Here is a 15,564-nt window from a genome sequence, read left to right on the forward strand (position 1 = left end):
CACTATACCTGCGGCGGGGCTCCCTTTTCTTCAAGGGATCAGGGCATTCAATCCTATAGGTTTGCGGAGACCGGACACATGGCCGACGATACCAGTATCTTCATAGGGGCCAGCCGCAAGCCGGACGACAGCTATCAGCGGCCCGAACAGCTTTTGCTGCAGTATGGCAATCGTCACGGCCTGGTCACCGGCGCGACCGGCACCGGCAAGACGGTGACCCTGCAGATTTTGGCCGAGGGTTTCTCCAATGCCGGCGTGCCGGTATTCTGCGCCGACATCAAGGGCGACCTGTCGGGTATCGCCATGATGGGCACAGCGCAGGATTTCCTGGTCAAGCGGGCCGAGCAGGTCAAGCTCGATCCTTATGAATTCCAGGAATTCCCGGTCATCTTCTGGGATCTGTTCGGCGAGCAGGGCCACCCGATCCGCGCCACCATCTCGGAGATGGGGCCGCTGCTTCTGTCGCGGCTGATGAACCTTTCCGAGGCGCAGGAAGGCATCATGAACATCGCCTTCCGCATCGCCGACGAGGAAGGCCTTTTGCTGCTCGACTTGAAGGACCTGCAGTCACTGCTTGCCAACATCGCCGACCGCGCCGAAGAGATCGGCGCCCGCTACGGCAATGTGACGAAACCTTCGGTCGGCGCCATCCAGCGCACGCTGCTGGTCCTGGAGCAGCAGGGCGCTGCCAATTTCTTCGGCGAGCCGGCATTGCGGATCGCCGACATCATGCGCACCACGCGCGATGGACGCGGCGCCATCAGCGTGCTCGCCGCCGACAAGCTGATGATGAATCCGCGGCTCTATGCGACGTTCCTTCTGTGGCTGATGTCGGAACTGTTCGAGGAACTGCCGGAAGTCGGCGACCCGGACAAGCCGAAGCTGGTCTTCTTCTTCGACGAGGCGCACCTTCTGTTCGACGACGCCCCGAAGGTGCTGGTCGACCGCGTCGAGCAGGTGGTCCGGCTGATCCGTTCGAAGGGCGTCGGCGTTTATTTTGTCACGCAAAATCCGCTGGATATCCCTGAAACCGTGCTGGCCCAGTTGGGCAACCGCGTGCAGCACGCACTTCGTGCCTATACGCCGCGCGAACAGAAGGCCGTCAAGACGGCGGCCGAGACGTTCAGGCCCAATCCCGATTTCGACTGCGCAACCGTGATCACGCAGCTCGGCACCGGCGAGGCGCTTGTCTCGACGCTGGAAGCCAAGGGCGTGCCGTCCATGGTGCAGCGGACGCTGATCCGCCCGCCATCGTCGCGCCTTGGCCCGATCACGCCCGAAGAGCGCCGCAAGCTGATCAATGAGAGCCGGTCGCGGGACAGTACGACCAGACCGTCGATCGCGAATCGGCCTTCGAGATCCTGCAGAAAAAGGCTAAGGACGCCCAGGAGGCACAGGCGCAGCAACAGGACGCAGGCCGTTCGCGCTGGACCATTCCCGGCTTTGGCAACGACGATCCCCAGCCGACCGGCGGCCGCGGCGCGCCGCGGCCCTCCAACCGCCAGACGGTGGCGGAGGCTGCGATCAAATCCGTGGTGCGCTCGGTCGGCTCGTCGGTCGGACGAGCGATCGTGCGGGGTATTCTGGGGAGCCTGTCCAGGGGCAGGTGAGGGGCATCGGACCCGAAGGCGGGCATCGGTGTTGGCAATTCTGTCCTGGAATCAAGCGCCAGTATCCAGATCTGGAGGACAGCGGACGGCGGCTATGCGGTCATGAGCTGTCACTGGTGGCGTCTGCCCACAGCACGGCAAAATCCGCTGCTCGGCGTAAGCATCGGACCTAAAGGCCGGCACCGGTACAGGCACGCCGACGCGCAGCAAAACCAGCGGGAGCGAGGAAGATCCCGCCCGCGCTTTCGACCAGCTCAGAAGATCGAATTTGTGATCGATTTTATCGGACCGAGCAGGATCGATCCTTCCGGCACGCCGGCGTCGATCGGAATGGCTCTGCGGTTTGCTGTTGCCACCACCGGCTGGCCGACATCGGCTGTCACCACGACCGGGGTCTTGTTCGGCACACGATCGTAGAGATCGATAATGTCCTGGTTCATCAGGCGCACGCAGCCCGACGACACCGACTTGCCGATCGACCGCCATTCCGGCGAGCCGTGCAACCGGTACAGCGTGTCCTGGTTACCCTGGAACAGGTAAAGCGCACGCGCGCCAAGCGGGTTGTCCAGCCCGCCGGGCATGCCGCCATTATCGGCGCTGTATTTTGCGAGCTCGGGCTGGCGGGCTATCATGTCCTCCGGTGGCGTCCATTTCGGCCATTTCTGCTTCCATTGGACCACCGCATCGCCCGACCATTCGAAGCCGGCGCGGCCGAGGCCGACGCCGTAGCGGATCGCCTGGCCGCCGGGGCGCACCAGGTAGAGGAAGTGGTTGGTCGTGTCGACGACGATGGTGCCGGGCTGCTGCCCGGTCGGATCGTCAACGATCTGGCGCAGGAACTGCGGGTCGATCTTGTCGACAGGTATGGCCGGCAGCTCGAAGCCGCCATCCGACATCGGCCCATACATCGTCACGTAGTCGCCGAGCGCCGGCTCGACATAGGTCGGCGGCGGTGGCTCGACTGGCTGCTGCGACAGCGTGGTGCAACTGGAAACCGCGACCGAGGCGGCGCCAAAGGCGGCCGCGTTGAGGAAACCGCGACGGCTCAGGCGAAGAGAGGACGATTGGGGTGTGAACATGATTGCCTTTTTTAAGTCTCAAATCGCAACAAAGCATAAATGCGTCCTGTTGCGCAGGTGCCGAGCAATGCCCGGCGCGATAGGCGGTTCCAATTCTGGCCGCAGGGTGGACAAACAAAGGCAAAGCTGTGACTGGACCGTACTGTTGCGTCGAGGCAACATGTCCGGCCGTCAAACCCCGGAGATCAGACCATCGAGGGACGGCAGGATCAGGGCCGGTGGAAAATCCCGGTATTCCTCTGGCTGATTGGCGCGGTTGATCCACACCGTCCTGAAGCCGAACTTGGTGGCGCCGGCGACGTCCCAGCGGTTGGATGACTGGAAAGAGACGGCGCCCGGATAGAGGCGCCAGCCCGTGGTGACCATGTCGTAGACCGACGGATCGGTCTTGAAGCGCCTGACGCTGTCGACGGAAAAGACGTCGTCGAGGACCTGGTCGAGCGCGGCGGATTTGACCGCCGCTTCCAACATCTCAGGCGAACCGTTTGACAGGATCGCCAGCCTTGCCCCCGATGCCTTGAGCGCCTTGAGCACGGCCGGTACCTCCGGATAGCAGTCCAGCCGCCAATAGGCCTCGAGCAGCTTCGCCCTCAGCCCGGCATCCGCGGATGGAACCTTGCGCAGGGCGAAGTCGAGGGCCTGCTCGGTGAGCTGCCAGAAATCGGCATAGGCCCCCATCAGCGTCCTGACCCAGGAATATTCCAGCTGCTTGGCGCGCCAGATATCCGACAGCAACTGGCCGTCCGGCCCGATCTGGTCGGCGTGACGGCGCACGGCCGCATGCACGTCGAACAGCGTGCCATAAGCGTCGAAAACGTAAGCCGCGAACTGCATTCGACAGTTTTGAGGCCGCGTAAGGCAAGGCGCAAGCGCTGATTGCAGTCCGCCAGCCCGCTGGCCTCAACAAATCTCAGCCAAGCCGGTTGACGGCGGCCGCCAAAGCATCTTCCAATGCGCCGCAACAAGCATCGAACGGAACCTGGCAATGACACTGGCGACTGCGGCGCAATCGGCGACATGGACCTTCGTCGACGGCGACTGGTACGAGGGCAATGTTGCCATTCTAGGGCCGCGCAGCCACGCCATGTGGCTCGGCACCAGCGTGTTCGACGGCGCCCGCTGGTTCGAGGGCGTCGCTCCCGATCTCGATCGCCATGCAGCGCGGGTAAATGCCTCGGCGATCGCGCTCGGCCTGAAGCCGACGATGAGCACCGACAAGATCGTCGGCCTGACCTGGGACGGACTGAAGAAGTTCGACGGCAAGACGGCAGTCTACATCAGGCCGATGTATTGGGCCGAGCATGGCGGCTATATGGGCGTGCCGGCCGACCCGGCCTCGACGCGTTTCTGCCTTTGCCTCTACGAATCGCCGATGATCTCGCCGGCGGGGTTTTCGGTGACGGTGTCGCCGTTCCGGCGCCCGACCATCGAAACCATGCCGACCAATGCCAAGGCCGGCTGCCTTTATCCCAACAATGGCCGGGCTATCCTCGAAGCCAAGATGCGCGGCTTCGACAATGCGCTGGTGCTCGACATGCTGGGCAATGTCGCCGAGACCGGCACCTCGAATATTTTTCTGGTCAAGGACGGCCATGTCATGACGCCGGCGCCGAACGGCACCTTCCTGTCCGGCATTACCCGCGCGCGCACCATGGCCCTGCTGGGCGAATACGGCTTCACGACGACGGAAAAGACGCTGTCGATCCGCGATTTTCTCGAGGCTGACGAAATCTTCTCGACCGGAAACCACTCGAAAGTCGTGCCGGTCACCCGTATCGAGGAGCGCAATCTGCAGCCCGGACCGGTGGCCAAGAAGGCGCGCGAACTCTATTGGGAATGGGCGCATTCGACTTCGCCCGGCTGACCCGCTAAAAAGCGGCCGGCGCTTCGTTTCCGGAGTTGTTCCAGACCAATCCAGTCCTATGTTAGTCCGGTATCGACACCGGATTTTTCCACGAGGGAGTACGACCGATGGCTTTTGAATTGCCCGCCTTGCCCTATGATTACGAGGCCTTGCAGCCTTATATGTCAAAGGAAACGCTGGAATATCACCACGACAAGCACCACAAGGCCTATGTCGACAACGGCAACAAGCTGGCCGCCGAGGCGGGCATGGGCGATTTGTCGGTCGAAGAGGCCGTCAAACAGTCCTTCGGCAAGAATGCGGGCCTCTTCAACAATGCCGCCCAGCACTACAATCACATCCATTTCTGGAAATGGATGAAGAAGGGCGGCGGTGGCAACAAGCTGCCGGGCGCATTGCAGAAGGCGGTCGACAGCGATCTTGGTGGCTACGACAAGTTCAAGGCCGACTTCATCGCCGCCGGCACCACCCAGTTCGGTTCGGGCTGGGCCTGGGTCTCGGTCAAGGACGGCAAGCTGGCGATCTCGAAGACGCCGAATGGCGAGAACCCGCTCGTCCATGGCGCGACGCCGATCCTCGGCGTCGATGTGTGGGAACATTCCTATTACATCGATTATCGCAACGCCCGGCCGAAATATCTCGAAGCCTTCGTCGACAGTCTCATTAACTGGGACTATGTGCTCGAACTCTACGAAAAGGCCTGATCCGTTCCAGAAAGCCCCGGCAAAACCGGGGCTTTTCTTTTTCACCATCAGAACGACAGTTGCAAAATTTCACGCAAGCGTGAGGCGAAGCGTCGGAATTTTTAAGCCATCCTTGCCGTTTGTCATCGGGGTGGGACCGCATCCTGAATTGCCTTCAACATGGAGCCAAGTGAATGAGAAAGCTTATCCTCGCCATCTCGATGCTCGCCTTCGCCGGTTCGGCGGCATTTGCCGACCCGGTTGCTGACCGGCAGGCGCTGATGAAGGAACGTGGCAAGATCGCCGCCGGCTTGTCGAAAGTGGTCAAGGGCGAGACGCCCTACGACGCAGCTTCGGTGCTGACCGCGTTGCAGGCACTGCAGGCCAATGCCGAGAAATTCCATGCCGGCGTCGACACGCTTTTCCCGGCGGGCAGCGACACCGGCGACACCACGGCGTCTCCCAAGATCTGGCAGGACATGGCCGGCTTCAAGACGGCTGAAGGCAAGTACCTCGCAGACGTCAAGGCAGCGGTCGCCGCAGCACCTGCGGACGCCGAGGCGTTGAAGGCACAGTTCAACACCATCGGCGGCGGCTGCGGCAACTGTCATCAAAACTACAGGGTGAAAAAAGGCTGATGGCGGGCAATGCGCTTGCTGAAGAAACTTGTCGGCGCCGCCCTCGTTCTGGGCGGCGCGGCCGCGATTGCCGGCTGGTTCCTGTCGGCTCCGGTCAGGCTCGATGCCGCAACGCTGGCTGAGCTTGGTCCCGGCGACGCCGCCAGGGGCAAGCGCATCTTCTACGCCGGCGGCTGCACGTCCTGTCATGCCAAGCCCGGCTCGCAAGGCGACGCCCGCCTTCAGCTGGTCGGCGGCCTCGAGCTCAAGACGCCGTTCGGCACCTTCGTGCCGCCGAACATATCGCAGGATGCCAGGGACGGCATCGGCGCCTGGTCCGTCGAGGACTTTGCCAACGCCATGCTGAAGGGCGTATCACCGCCGGCCGAGCATCTTTATCCGGCATTTCCCTATACTTCGTACGCGCGCATGAAGCCGGCCGACATTGCCGATCTCTATGCATTCCTCAAGACCTTGCCCGCGGTCGCCGGCAAGGCGCCCGCCAATTCGCTGGCATTTCCCTTCAATGTCCGACGCGGTCTTGGCTTGTGGAAGCTGCTCTATTTGAGTGACCAGCCGGTCGTTTCCTTTCCCGACGGCACGCCCGACCCGGTGCTGGCCGGCCGCTATCTGGTGGAAGGCCCCGGTCATTGCGGCGAATGCCACACGCCGCGGGACCTCGCCGGCGGCACCAGGAAGGGCCAGTGGCTGGCAGGTGCGGCCGCCGCCGAAGGCAGCGGTATCGTGCCGAACATCACGTCGGGCGAGGGCGGCATCGCCGATTGGTCCGAAGCTGACATCGCCAACTATCTCGAAACCGGCTTCACGCCGGACTTCGATACGGTCGGCGGCGCGATGGTCGACGTGCAACGGAACATGGCCGTGCTGACCCCGGAGGACCGCGCGGCGATCGCCGCCTATCTGAAAGCCGTGCCGCCGCATCCCAACGGCTATCCGGCTCGCAAGAAGCCGGCGAGCTGACGGCCGTTGCGTCAGCGGTCGCCGAGAAAGTCGAAGCCGGTTTCGAAGAAGTGATTGTAGTCGCAGGTCATTTCCTCGCCAGGCGCAATGTCGCGCAAGGCATAGGTCTCCTCCGGCTGCGAGACGTCGCAATTCGGGTCGTCGGCATGGTTCATGTAGCGCGCATCGTCGGCTTCGAAGACGATGTAGTTCGGGTCGCACCGGTCCGGGTAGGCGTAGCGGTCAAGATAGGTTTTCACCGGCCCGGTTTCCCGCTCATAGGTCGTCACCTCGATGCGGCGGTCGTATTTCGGGTCGAGCTTCCAGACCAGCGTGCCGCGGCGAATGTGGTTCTTGGCAAAGACGCCGATGCCCTGGATGGGCGATTTGTCGAGATAGACATCGACGAGCAACATGGCAGATCCCTGGGTGATTGAGTGTTGGCGGCGACCGTGAAAAGGCCGCGCACTGGGTAGCGCGCGACCTTTGCAATTGCGAGCGGAAAATCAACTGTGCCTGCCCAGTATCCGAAGCCTCATAGGCGTCGCATGTCGAGACCCTAGCGCTGTTGCAGCGCCAGCCGGATGCCCAAGGCGCAATAGATGCAGCCGACAGCCTTGCCCTGCCATCTCAGCACCGTCGGGTTTCGGCGCAGGAAAGCGCCGAGGCCGCCCGCACCCACGGCGAAAACCACCGTGCTGACGAGGCCCAACAGAACAAAGATCACGCCCAATGTCGCCAGTTGAAGCATCACCGATCCGTTTTCAGGCCGCACAAACTGCGGAAGAAATGCAAGGAAGAAAAGCGCGGTCTTGGGGTTGAGAATCTCGGTCAAAACAGCCTGCCGAAATGCTTTGGCAGCGGGGATCGCAAGTGCGCCGGCGGCCGGATAGGCAGGCGTTTTCTCGATAATCGCGCGAACGCCGAGATAAATGAGGTAGGCTGCGCCGATGTACTTCACTATGCTGAAAAGCGCCGCCGACGTGGCAATGATCGCCGAAATGCCGACGATCGCCATGAAGGTGTGAACCACGTCGCCGGCCGCGATCCCCGCGCCGGTCGCGATGCCCACCCTGGTTCCAGAGCTGGTTGCTCGCGCCACGGTCAAAAGGGTGGCAGGACCCGGGATGAAGACAAAGCCAAGCACAACCGCGACATACGCAATCAATGTGGCAAGATCGATCATTGGTGGGCTTCTTCGCAACTTCCATCCTCAATGAAGGCATGTAGCGGAACAGCAAGCAATACCTGCCTATCCGCGGTGTTCACGCGGCAAGCTCGGCCTTGCCTGTGACCTTGAGCGCAAAGGCATAGGTGAAGGCGATTTCCTCCAGCCTCGAAAACCGGCCGGAGGCGCCGGCATGGCCTGAATCCATGTTGATCTTGAACAGCACCGCATTCTCACCTGTCTTGCGGTCGCGCAACCGCGCTACCCATTTGGCCGGCTCCCAATAAGTGACGCGCGGGTCGGTCAGGCCGGCCAGCGCCAGAATCGGCGGATAGTCGAGTGCGGCGACATTGTCGTAGGGTGAATAGGCGGCGATGGTCCGGTAATCCTCCGCCGAAGCGATCGGATTGCCCCATTCCGGCCATTCCGGCGGCGTCAGCGGCAGGCTGGCGTCGAGCATGGTGGAGAGCACGTCGACGAAGGGAACCTCGGCGACGACGGCGCCGAAGCATTGCGGCGCCATGTTGGCGACCGCCCCCATCAGCATGCCGCCGGCCGAACCGCCTTGCGCGACGATGCGGTCATGCTGCGTATAGCGTTCGGCGACGAGGTGCTGAGCGACCGCGATGAAATCGGTGAACGTGTTCATCTTGTTCGCCCGCTTGCCGTCGTCGTACCAGCCATAGCCCTTGTCCTTGCCGCCGCGAACATGGGCTATCGCGTAGACAAAGCCGCGGTCGACCAGCGAAAACAGATTGGTATTGAACGCGGCCGGCACGGTGATGCCGTAGGAGCCGTAGCCGTAAAGCAGGCACGGCGCCGACCCGTCGAGCGGCGTGTCGCGGTGATGGAGGAGCGAGATCGGCACCAGTTCGCCGTCGGCGGCAGGCGCCATCAGCCGGCGCGTGACATAGTGCTCCGGGTCGTGGCCGGACGGCACTTCCTGGGTCTTGAGCAGCACCCGCTCGCGGGTGCGCATGTTGTAATCGAAGACCTGCGCCGGGGTCGTCATCGACGAATAGGAAAAGCGCATGATCTCGGTGTCGTATTCGTAGGAGCCGGACAGGCCGAGCGAGAAGGCCTCCTCGTCGAAGGAGATCAGGTGCTCCTCGCCGCTCTTGCGGTCGTGCACGACGATGCGCGGCAGGCCTTCCTTGCGCTCGAGCCGGACCAAGTGATCCTTGAAGCCGATCACCGAAAGGATCAGTCGGCCCGCTTCGTGCGGCACCAGTTCCTGCCAGTTGGCGCGCACCGGATCATGCGCCGGCGCCGTCATGATCTTGAAGTCCTTGGCACCGTCGGCATTGGTGAGGATGAAGAAGATGTCGCCGCCTTCCTCGAGCTCGTACTGCAGGCCGGTCTGGCGCGCCGCAACCAGCTTCGGCTCTGCGAACGGATCGTTGGCGCTCATGATGCGGTATTCCGAGGTCTCATGGTCGTTTATGCCGATCATGATCCACTCGTTGGAGCGCGTGCCGCCGACATCCATGAAGAAGCCGGGATCAGTCTCCTCGTAGATCAGCCGGTCGTTTTCAGGACTGTCACCAAGCGCATGGAACAGCACTTTGGAAGGACGGTGGTTGGGGTCGAGGCGGGTGTAGAAAAAACCGTCATTGCCGGCATCCCAAACACCGCCACCGCCGGTGTTCGGAACCCTGTCCGCCAGGTCATTGCCGCCGGCCAGATCGCGGACGCGCAGCGTGTAGAATTCGGAACCCTTTTCGTCGAAGGCCCACAGCAGCTTGCTGTGGTCGTCGGAATGATCGACGCCGCCCAGCCGGAAATAGGGCTTACCCTCGGCCTCGGCATCGCCGTCGAGCAATATCTGCTTGTCGCCGCCGTGACGCGCCGTGCGGAAGTAACGCGGCTGCTGGCCGCCAAGCTTGAAGGAGGAGCCGTAGGCATAGGGCCCATCCTTCATAGGCACAGAGGAATCGTCTTCCTTGATACGCCCCTTCATTTCCGCGAAAAGCTGCTTCTGCAGCTGAGCCGTATCGGCCATCAGCGCCGTCTGGTAAGCATTCTCGGCTTCGAGGTGGGCGCGGATTTGGCCGTCGAGCAGAGACGGATCCCTGAACATCTCTTGCCAATTGGCGGCCCTCAGCCAAGCATAGTCGTCCGTCCGCGTCATGCCGTGATGCGTGTCGAAGATCGGCCGTTTCTCCGGCTGCGGTGGGGTGGCGGTCGGAAACACTGGGGTTCTGGTCATTGCGTCTCGCTATGGAAGTTACTTGAATAGCGAATGAACACGCCGATCAGCGCGGGTTCAACGGCTATGATCTATTGTCGTGGTGACTCGAGGGGACGGGCTGGAGGAGAGGACAATGAACATTTTTTCTCGGACTGTCGCGGCCCTCGCCGTCGCTGCGACGACCCTGGCCAATGCCGGTCATTCTCATGCAACTGCTTTTGCGGCTTGGCAAGTGGCCAATGTGCCGTTCGGCGACACACTCAATGTGCGCAAATATCCTTCGGGAACTTCGCAGAAGCAGGCCGCCTATCCCAACGCGACGGTTCTGCAGATGACCGGCAAATGCACCGGTGGGATAAATCTGCTCAATCTCGCCAACCATTCGTACTGGCAGCAGAAACAGAAGATCCGCAATCACTGGTGCCAAGTCTGGCATGATCCGGCACAGAACGGCCAGTTCGTCACCGGCTGGGTCTACGGAAAATACATCACTCCGTTTCAGTGACGCGGCACGCCGCTCCCGGCCGACGGCTCACGAGCAACAGTAATGCTTCGCAACCTATGATTTTACTGAATCCGCCGATTGGCCAGGCTGTAATGCTGCCGGCTGGATCAAGCATTGAGCTCTATTTACCTGCTGCAGTCTGTGTAATGGCTGCTTGCCGCCGCGTCAGTCGATGCTGGTCTGACCAGAAAAAACGGCAAGTTTACACTCTGCACGAAAGAGTGAAGCTGAATATGAAAGATTTGACTTGCATCGCTGAATAGAGCGCAAGAAGCGAATTGACTTACTTGACGCCAAGGCCCATTAAGGTGCCGCGACGCGAATCGCGGAGGCTTTTTCCTGCACAAGTTCGCGCGATGCCCAACTATCGAAACGGGCGCAAACAGAAACAATTCTCGTTGGGGCCTGAACGCCATGGATATTACCGAAACACCTTCCAGAAACAGTGACGCGCTGATCGAGCTCACCGCCGACGTGGTGGCCGCCTATGTCAGTAACAATCCCGTGCCGGTCGGCGAATTGCCGAACCTCATTGCCGATGTCCATGCCGCTTTGGGGCGCGTCGGCGGGGCCGCCGAGCAGCCGCCTGCCGACAAGCAGAAGCCGGCGGTAAATCCGAAGCGTTCGGTGCATGACGACTACATCATCTGTCTCGAAGACGGCAAGAAGTTCAAGTCGCTCAAGCGTCACTTGATGACCCACTATGATCTCACGCCCGACCAGTATCGCGAAAAGTGGAACCTGGACCCGAGCTATCCGATGGTTGCGCCCAATTATGCGGCCGCCCGTTCGCAGCTCGCCAAGAAGATGGGTCTCGGCCGCAAGCGCAAGGGACGCTGATAACCGGCTCTTCCGGTTTGACACTCAAACGGCGCCTGCGGGCGCCGTTTTGTATTATGGGGTCAAAGGTCGAACCCGCCATGCTGCCGGCAACTGCCGTCCGGTCAGGCGGTCTGCTTCAACGCTGCTTCGGCGTCACGCTTGATGCGCTTGACCATCGAGCGAAGACCATTGGCGCGCTGCGGCGACAGGTGCTCGTCAAGTCCGAGCGCCTTCAATGTGGCCTCCGCGTCGGTCCTCTGTATTTCGCTGGCCGGCTGTCCCGAAAACAGCGCCAGCATGATGGCGACCAGACCGCGCACGATATGGGCGTCGGAATCGCCCTTGAAGGTGATAACGGGGTCGGGACCACCGCCCTGTTCGGTGGTCAACCAGACCTGGCTGACGCAGCCGGGCACCTTGTTGGCCGGTATGCGTTGCTCGTCAGGAAACGGCGGCAGCGCTTCACCCAGTTCAATCACATAGCGATAGCGGTCTTCCCACTCGTCGAGCAGGGAAAAGTCGTCGCGGATGGTCTGGATCGTCGTAGTCATCACCCCGGATATAGTCATCCGGCGCTGCCACGTCACGGAAAAAGAGGAGAAACGCCGCAGGCGCCGAGCGTGGGGAGCCTTGCGGTCTGGCGACGAATTCGGCCGAAACCGTCTCAGTTCTTCGCCGGCAAGTGCAGTTTCGCCGGCAGATCGACTTTCGCGGGCAAGACGATTTCCTCGGGCAGGCTGCCGGTGGTCGTCACCGCATCTGGTTCAGGGGTCTTGTCGTCCAGCATGGCGGCCGCGATCTTGGCGGTTTCCCTGGCCCGGGCGGTGATGGTGTGCATTGCCGATTTACCGGTCTCGCACACGTCCGGCTTGCGCTCGCAGATGCCGGCGATGTCGCCGACGGCTTCGCGTGCCGCAAACAGCGCCTGGAGCGGCCCGACGCTTTCGCGGCCCGCATCATCGGCGCCGACACCCAGCGGCAGCGCCAGAAGCACCAGGGAAAACCAGAAAGCAGCTCTTATCAGAAAGCCCATCTGTCTGTCCTTTATGACGGTCATGCCTCCGAACCACACGACCCTTGTACCGCGATACTGGCACGGAGGCGCAAAGGACGGCTTGTCCCGAAAGCAACAGTTTTCCTCAAATTTTAGGCAGATTCGAAACGAAGCGCTTTGAAGTTCATTTGCCTCGAATGGGTCATATTTCATTCAGCAAATGGTAACCATCCAACCTGTTGTTTCTCCTCGTTATTTTTTGCATTGGTGACAGTTTGGTGCGATTGGCCGCAAGCTTAGGCGCGGGTGGTCCGGATAACGCTCCGTTTACTATGGCGGCAAGTGCCCCCGTTTTTCCCCACCGGGATCCCGATATTTGCTGCCTGCCGGGGGACGATCGGCCCAGCCTTATCCATTCCTTAAACGCTGGATGCGAGTTTCGGATCGACAAAAGCCGCCTGCCAAGCAGGGCCGTTCACGACCGGGTGCGTTGAGTTGAGTGCGATCAAGGCCAGATACGCCGAGTTGCCAGGCGCGATAGCCGCCGGTTGCGAACGGATGGTTCATCCGTCCGTCCTCGGCCAGGACGACCGCCGCCGTGAGAGCCGGTTCATTGGCGTCATGCTGGCGGCTCCCTTCTTCAGCGCGGGTGCAGCGGTGACGCTGGTCACGTCGGGCATGGGCGCGGCCGTGACTGTGGCTGCGATCTTTGCGGCGTTCGGCCTTTGCTGGTTCGCCACCCTGCTGGTGGCTGCATCGGGCAAGATGACCCTGGCCGGCCAACTAGCCTTGGTCGTCGGCAGTGTTGCCCTGGGTGCCCTTATCGCTGCCGCCGGCGGTGTGGCCTCGCCGGTTGCCTTGCTCGCGGTGGCGCTGCCGTTTGAAGCCTGGTGGATCGGCCAGTCGCGGCGTGCCGTGATCTGGGGCGCCATCTCGGCCCTTGTCGCAGTCTTGCTGCAGCCTTTAGCCGGTTCCGTCTTGCCGCTCGGCCAGACCGAAATCGCCGCATGGCACTGGCTGGTGCCGTTGGCCTGGGCGCTCACGCTCATTCCGCGTGTCGCTTCACTTCGTGCCACCGCCAGCGCTCAGCTCGATCCGGCCGGCAGCCACCGGCTCGAAGACCTGATCGACGCCGTCGTGCTGCGAATCGCTGCCCATGGCGAGGTTCTGGACGCCTCGGCTAAGGCACGCACGATGCTGAGGCTGCCACCGGAGCTGCTTTTCGGCACCGGACTTTTCGATCGCATCCATCTGTCCGACCGCGTCCCATATCTCAGTGCGCTGGCCGATATGCGCGATGGCGCCGTGTCGCGCCGGCTCGACCTTCGCGTCCGGCTGCCGCAGAGCAGCGGCGTGACAGCCGACAATTACCGGCCGTTCTCGCTCGAGATGATGCGCGCGCCTGGGCAGGGGACTGTCTTCACGCTTCTTCTGCGCGAAAACGATGAAGTGGCCGGACTGCGCCAGGAGCTTGCCGCTGCCAACGAGGCGGCTGCTTCGGCCGAGGTGGCGAAAGGACGCTTCCTTGCCGTCGTCAGCCATGAGTTGCGCACCCCGCTCAATGCCATCATTGGCTTTTCCGACATGCTGCTGCACGAGATGTTCGGCAGCTTCAAGGATCCGCGCCAGAAGGAATATGTCGGCTTGGTCAGGGATTCGGGCCAGCACTTGCTTGCCGTCGTCACCTCGATACTCGACGTATCGCGGATCGAATCGGGCGCCTACGCGACCGAACCGGAACCGTTCCGCTTCCGCGAAGCGGTCGAGATGTGCCAGTCGATGATGCGCCTGCAAGCCGAGGCAAAGGCCATCGATCTGCAGGCCCAGATCGCGCCGGACGCAGGCGAAATAAATGCCGACCGTCGCGCCGTGCAGCAGATCCTGATCAATCTCGTCTCTAACGCGATCAAGTTCACGCCTGAAGGCGGCAATGTCGTCATCGGCGCCAAGCGCATCGGCTCGCGGCTGCATTTCTGGGTCCGGGACACCGGCATCGGCATCGCCGAGGAAGATTTCGCCAATCTCGGCAAGCCGTTCATGCAGATCCAGAACGACTATACCCGCCGTTTCGAAGGCACAGGGCTCGGGCTTTCGCTGGTGAAGGGGCTGGTGGCGCTGCACGAGGGCACAATGTCGATCGAAAGCATGCCGGGCGAGGGCACCACGGTGACGATCAGCCTTCCCGTGAGCGGCCCGACGGGCCGCTCGGCGGAGAAGACCGGCGTGGTGCCGATGTCCGCGGTCAAAGCCAAGGCGGACGGTGGCAAAGGGGAGAGCAATGGGTCGCTCCGCAAAACAGCCTAAGGCGGTCAAACGCCGCGGCAATGCCTTCGAGCACGGAGCGATGGCGCTGGGCAGCCTGATCTCGCGCAATCCTGTTGTAGTCGGCGGCTCCACCGCGTTCCTGGTGACGCTGTTCTACGTCTCGGCGAACGCGCTTTGGTACCAGCCCTTTCCGCATGCCGGAGCGTTTTTCGCTACCAGAAGCATCGAACGCTTTCCGCGGGCGGATAGCGATGAGCCCGAAACCACCATCAATATCGTGCGTCCGGCCGCTGCGCCGATCAAGAGCGACCCGGTCGTCGAGCAGGTCCAGGGCATCTTGAAGGATCTCGATTTCTATTCCGGCACCATCGACGGTATTCCCGGACCGAATACGCGCAAGGCCATCCAAGCCTATCAGCAGAAAGTCGGATTGAATGCCTCCGGCGAGATCGACGGCGTCCTGCTGGATCAACTGGGCGCCACGCCAAAGACCGCGGCCGTGGTTCCGCATCCCGTGCCGCGGCCGGTCGAAACGGCCGCTGCTCCGGCCGCCATTCCGGTATCCGCACCGGCAAATGCAGCAGCGCAAACGCCTGATCCCCGCATCGTCAAGATCCAGGCCGGACTGAAAGCGTTCGGCAATGAGGACATGCAATTGGATGGCGTCGTAGGCGCGCGCACCAAGGCCGCGATCAAGGAATTCCAGGCGCTGTTCGGCTTGCCGGAGACCGGCGAGCCAGACGAGATCGTCTACGTCAAGATGCGCGAGATCGGCCTGACCAACTGAGGGCCGAAACCTAGTCTCC

General features: G+C 62.0%; 15 protein-coding genes and 1 pseudogene. 9 read left to right on the forward strand and 7 right to left on the reverse strand.

Annotation, left to right across the window (positions count from 1 at the left end; genetic code table 11):
• The first annotated feature begins 78 nt into the window (after window positions 1-78).
• Window positions 79-1,610, forward strand: a pseudogene (locus NKH42_RS26120) (helicase HerA-like C-terminal domain-containing protein).
• A 254-nt stretch (window positions 1,611-1,864) separates the two neighbouring features.
• On the opposite strand, the gene NKH42_RS26125 reads toward NKH42_RS26120, so the two are convergent.
• Window positions 1,865-2,689, reverse strand: a complete 825-nt coding sequence (locus NKH42_RS26125) for a L,D-transpeptidase (protein ID WP_352507471.1) — start codon at window positions 2,687-2,689, stop codon at window positions 1,865-1,867.
• A 171-nt stretch (window positions 2,690-2,860) separates the two neighbouring features.
• Complete coding sequence (locus tag NKH42_RS26130) at window positions 2,861-3,523, reverse strand: haloacid dehalogenase type II (protein WP_352690040.1); 663 nt, start codon at window positions 3,521-3,523, stop codon at window positions 2,861-2,863.
• Between the two features lie 151 nt (window positions 3,524-3,674).
• Here NKH42_RS26130 and NKH42_RS26135 point away from each other — a divergent pair, with 151 nt between their 5' ends.
• The 4 genes from NKH42_RS26135 to NKH42_RS26150 all read left to right on the forward strand — a co-directional run bounded on the left by NKH42_RS26135 (window position 3,675) and on the right by NKH42_RS26150 (window position 6,834).
• Entirely contained in the window at window positions 3,675-4,553 is an 879-nt protein-coding gene (locus NKH42_RS26135) for a branched-chain amino acid aminotransferase (RefSeq protein ID WP_352507473.1), read from the forward strand.
• 107 nt (window positions 4,554-4,660) lie between these two features.
• Window positions 4,661-5,257: a superoxide dismutase gene (locus NKH42_RS26140; protein WP_023677850.1), complete on the forward strand. Its 597-nt coding sequence runs from the start codon at window positions 4,661-4,663 to the stop codon at window positions 5,255-5,257.
• A 173-nt stretch (window positions 5,258-5,430) separates the two neighbouring features.
• On the forward strand, window positions 5,431-5,874 hold the full coding sequence (locus tag NKH42_RS26145) for a c-type cytochrome (protein ID WP_254819933.1): 444 nt from the start codon (window positions 5,431-5,433) through the stop codon (window positions 5,872-5,874).
• Between the two features lie 9 nt (window positions 5,875-5,883).
• The gene (locus NKH42_RS26150; protein WP_352507474.1) at window positions 5,884-6,834 is read left to right on the forward strand and encodes a cytochrome c; all 951 of its coding nucleotides are present in this window, start codon (window positions 5,884-5,886) and stop codon (window positions 6,832-6,834) included.
• Window positions 6,835-6,845: 11 nt separating this feature from the next.
• On the opposite strand, the gene NKH42_RS26155 is transcribed toward NKH42_RS26150, so the two are convergent.
• The 3 genes from NKH42_RS26155 to NKH42_RS26165 form a co-directional block, all read right to left on the reverse strand.
• Window positions 6,846-7,229 carry an SET domain-containing protein gene (locus tag NKH42_RS26155; RefSeq protein ID WP_352507475.1) on the reverse strand — a complete coding sequence of 128 codons (384 nt, stop codon included), beginning with the start codon at window positions 7,227-7,229 and terminating at the stop codon, window positions 6,846-6,848.
• Window positions 7,230-7,372: 143 nt separating this feature from the next.
• The gene (locus NKH42_RS26160; protein ID WP_352507476.1) at window positions 7,373-7,999 is read right to left on the reverse strand and encodes a LysE family translocator; all 627 of its coding nucleotides are present in this window, start codon (window positions 7,997-7,999) and stop codon (window positions 7,373-7,375) included.
• 79 nt (window positions 8,000-8,078) lie between these two features.
• Window positions 8,079-10,190, reverse strand: coding sequence for a S9 family peptidase (locus NKH42_RS26165; protein ID WP_352507477.1), 2,112 nt, complete (start codon window positions 10,188-10,190; stop codon window positions 8,079-8,081).
• A gap of 115 nt (window positions 10,191-10,305) precedes the next feature.
• Here NKH42_RS26165 and NKH42_RS26170 point away from each other — a divergent pair, with 115 nt between their 5' ends.
• Entirely contained in the window at window positions 10,306-10,677 is a 372-nt protein-coding gene (locus NKH42_RS26170) for an SH3 domain-containing protein (protein WP_352507478.1), read from the forward strand.
• A 414-nt stretch (window positions 10,678-11,091) separates the two neighbouring features.
• On the forward strand, window positions 11,092-11,517 hold the full coding sequence (locus NKH42_RS26175; RefSeq protein WP_023677844.1) for a Ros/MucR family transcriptional regulator: 426 nt from the start codon (window positions 11,092-11,094) through the stop codon (window positions 11,515-11,517).
• A gap of 104 nt (window positions 11,518-11,621) precedes the next feature.
• Here the strand turns inward: NKH42_RS26175 and NKH42_RS26180 are convergent, their stop codons facing one another.
• Window positions 11,622-12,050: a SufE family protein gene (locus NKH42_RS26180; protein WP_352974645.1), complete on the reverse strand. Its 429-nt coding sequence runs from the start codon at window positions 12,048-12,050 to the stop codon at window positions 11,622-11,624.
• 113 nt (window positions 12,051-12,163) lie between these two features.
• On the reverse strand, window positions 12,164-12,532 hold the full coding sequence (locus NKH42_RS26185; RefSeq protein WP_352507521.1) for a DUF5330 domain-containing protein: 369 nt from the start codon (window positions 12,530-12,532) through the stop codon (window positions 12,164-12,166).
• A gap of 519 nt (window positions 12,533-13,051) precedes the next feature.
• On the opposite strand from NKH42_RS26185, the gene NKH42_RS26190 reads away from it, so the two are divergent.
• Complete coding sequence (locus NKH42_RS26190; RefSeq protein ID WP_352507522.1) at window positions 13,052-14,797, forward strand: ATP-binding protein; 1,746 nt, start codon at window positions 13,052-13,054, stop codon at window positions 14,795-14,797.
• On the forward strand, window positions 14,772-15,545 hold the full coding sequence (locus NKH42_RS26195) for a peptidoglycan-binding domain-containing protein (RefSeq protein WP_352507479.1): 774 nt from the start codon (window positions 14,772-14,774) through the stop codon (window positions 15,543-15,545). Before NKH42_RS26190 ends, NKH42_RS26195 begins: the two co-directional genes overlap by 26 nt.
• Window positions 15,546-15,564: the final 19 nt, after the last annotated feature.

The organism is Mesorhizobium sp. M1142 (assembly GCF_040318565.1).
GTDB lineage: Bacteria > Pseudomonadota > Alphaproteobacteria > Rhizobiales > Rhizobiaceae > Mesorhizobium.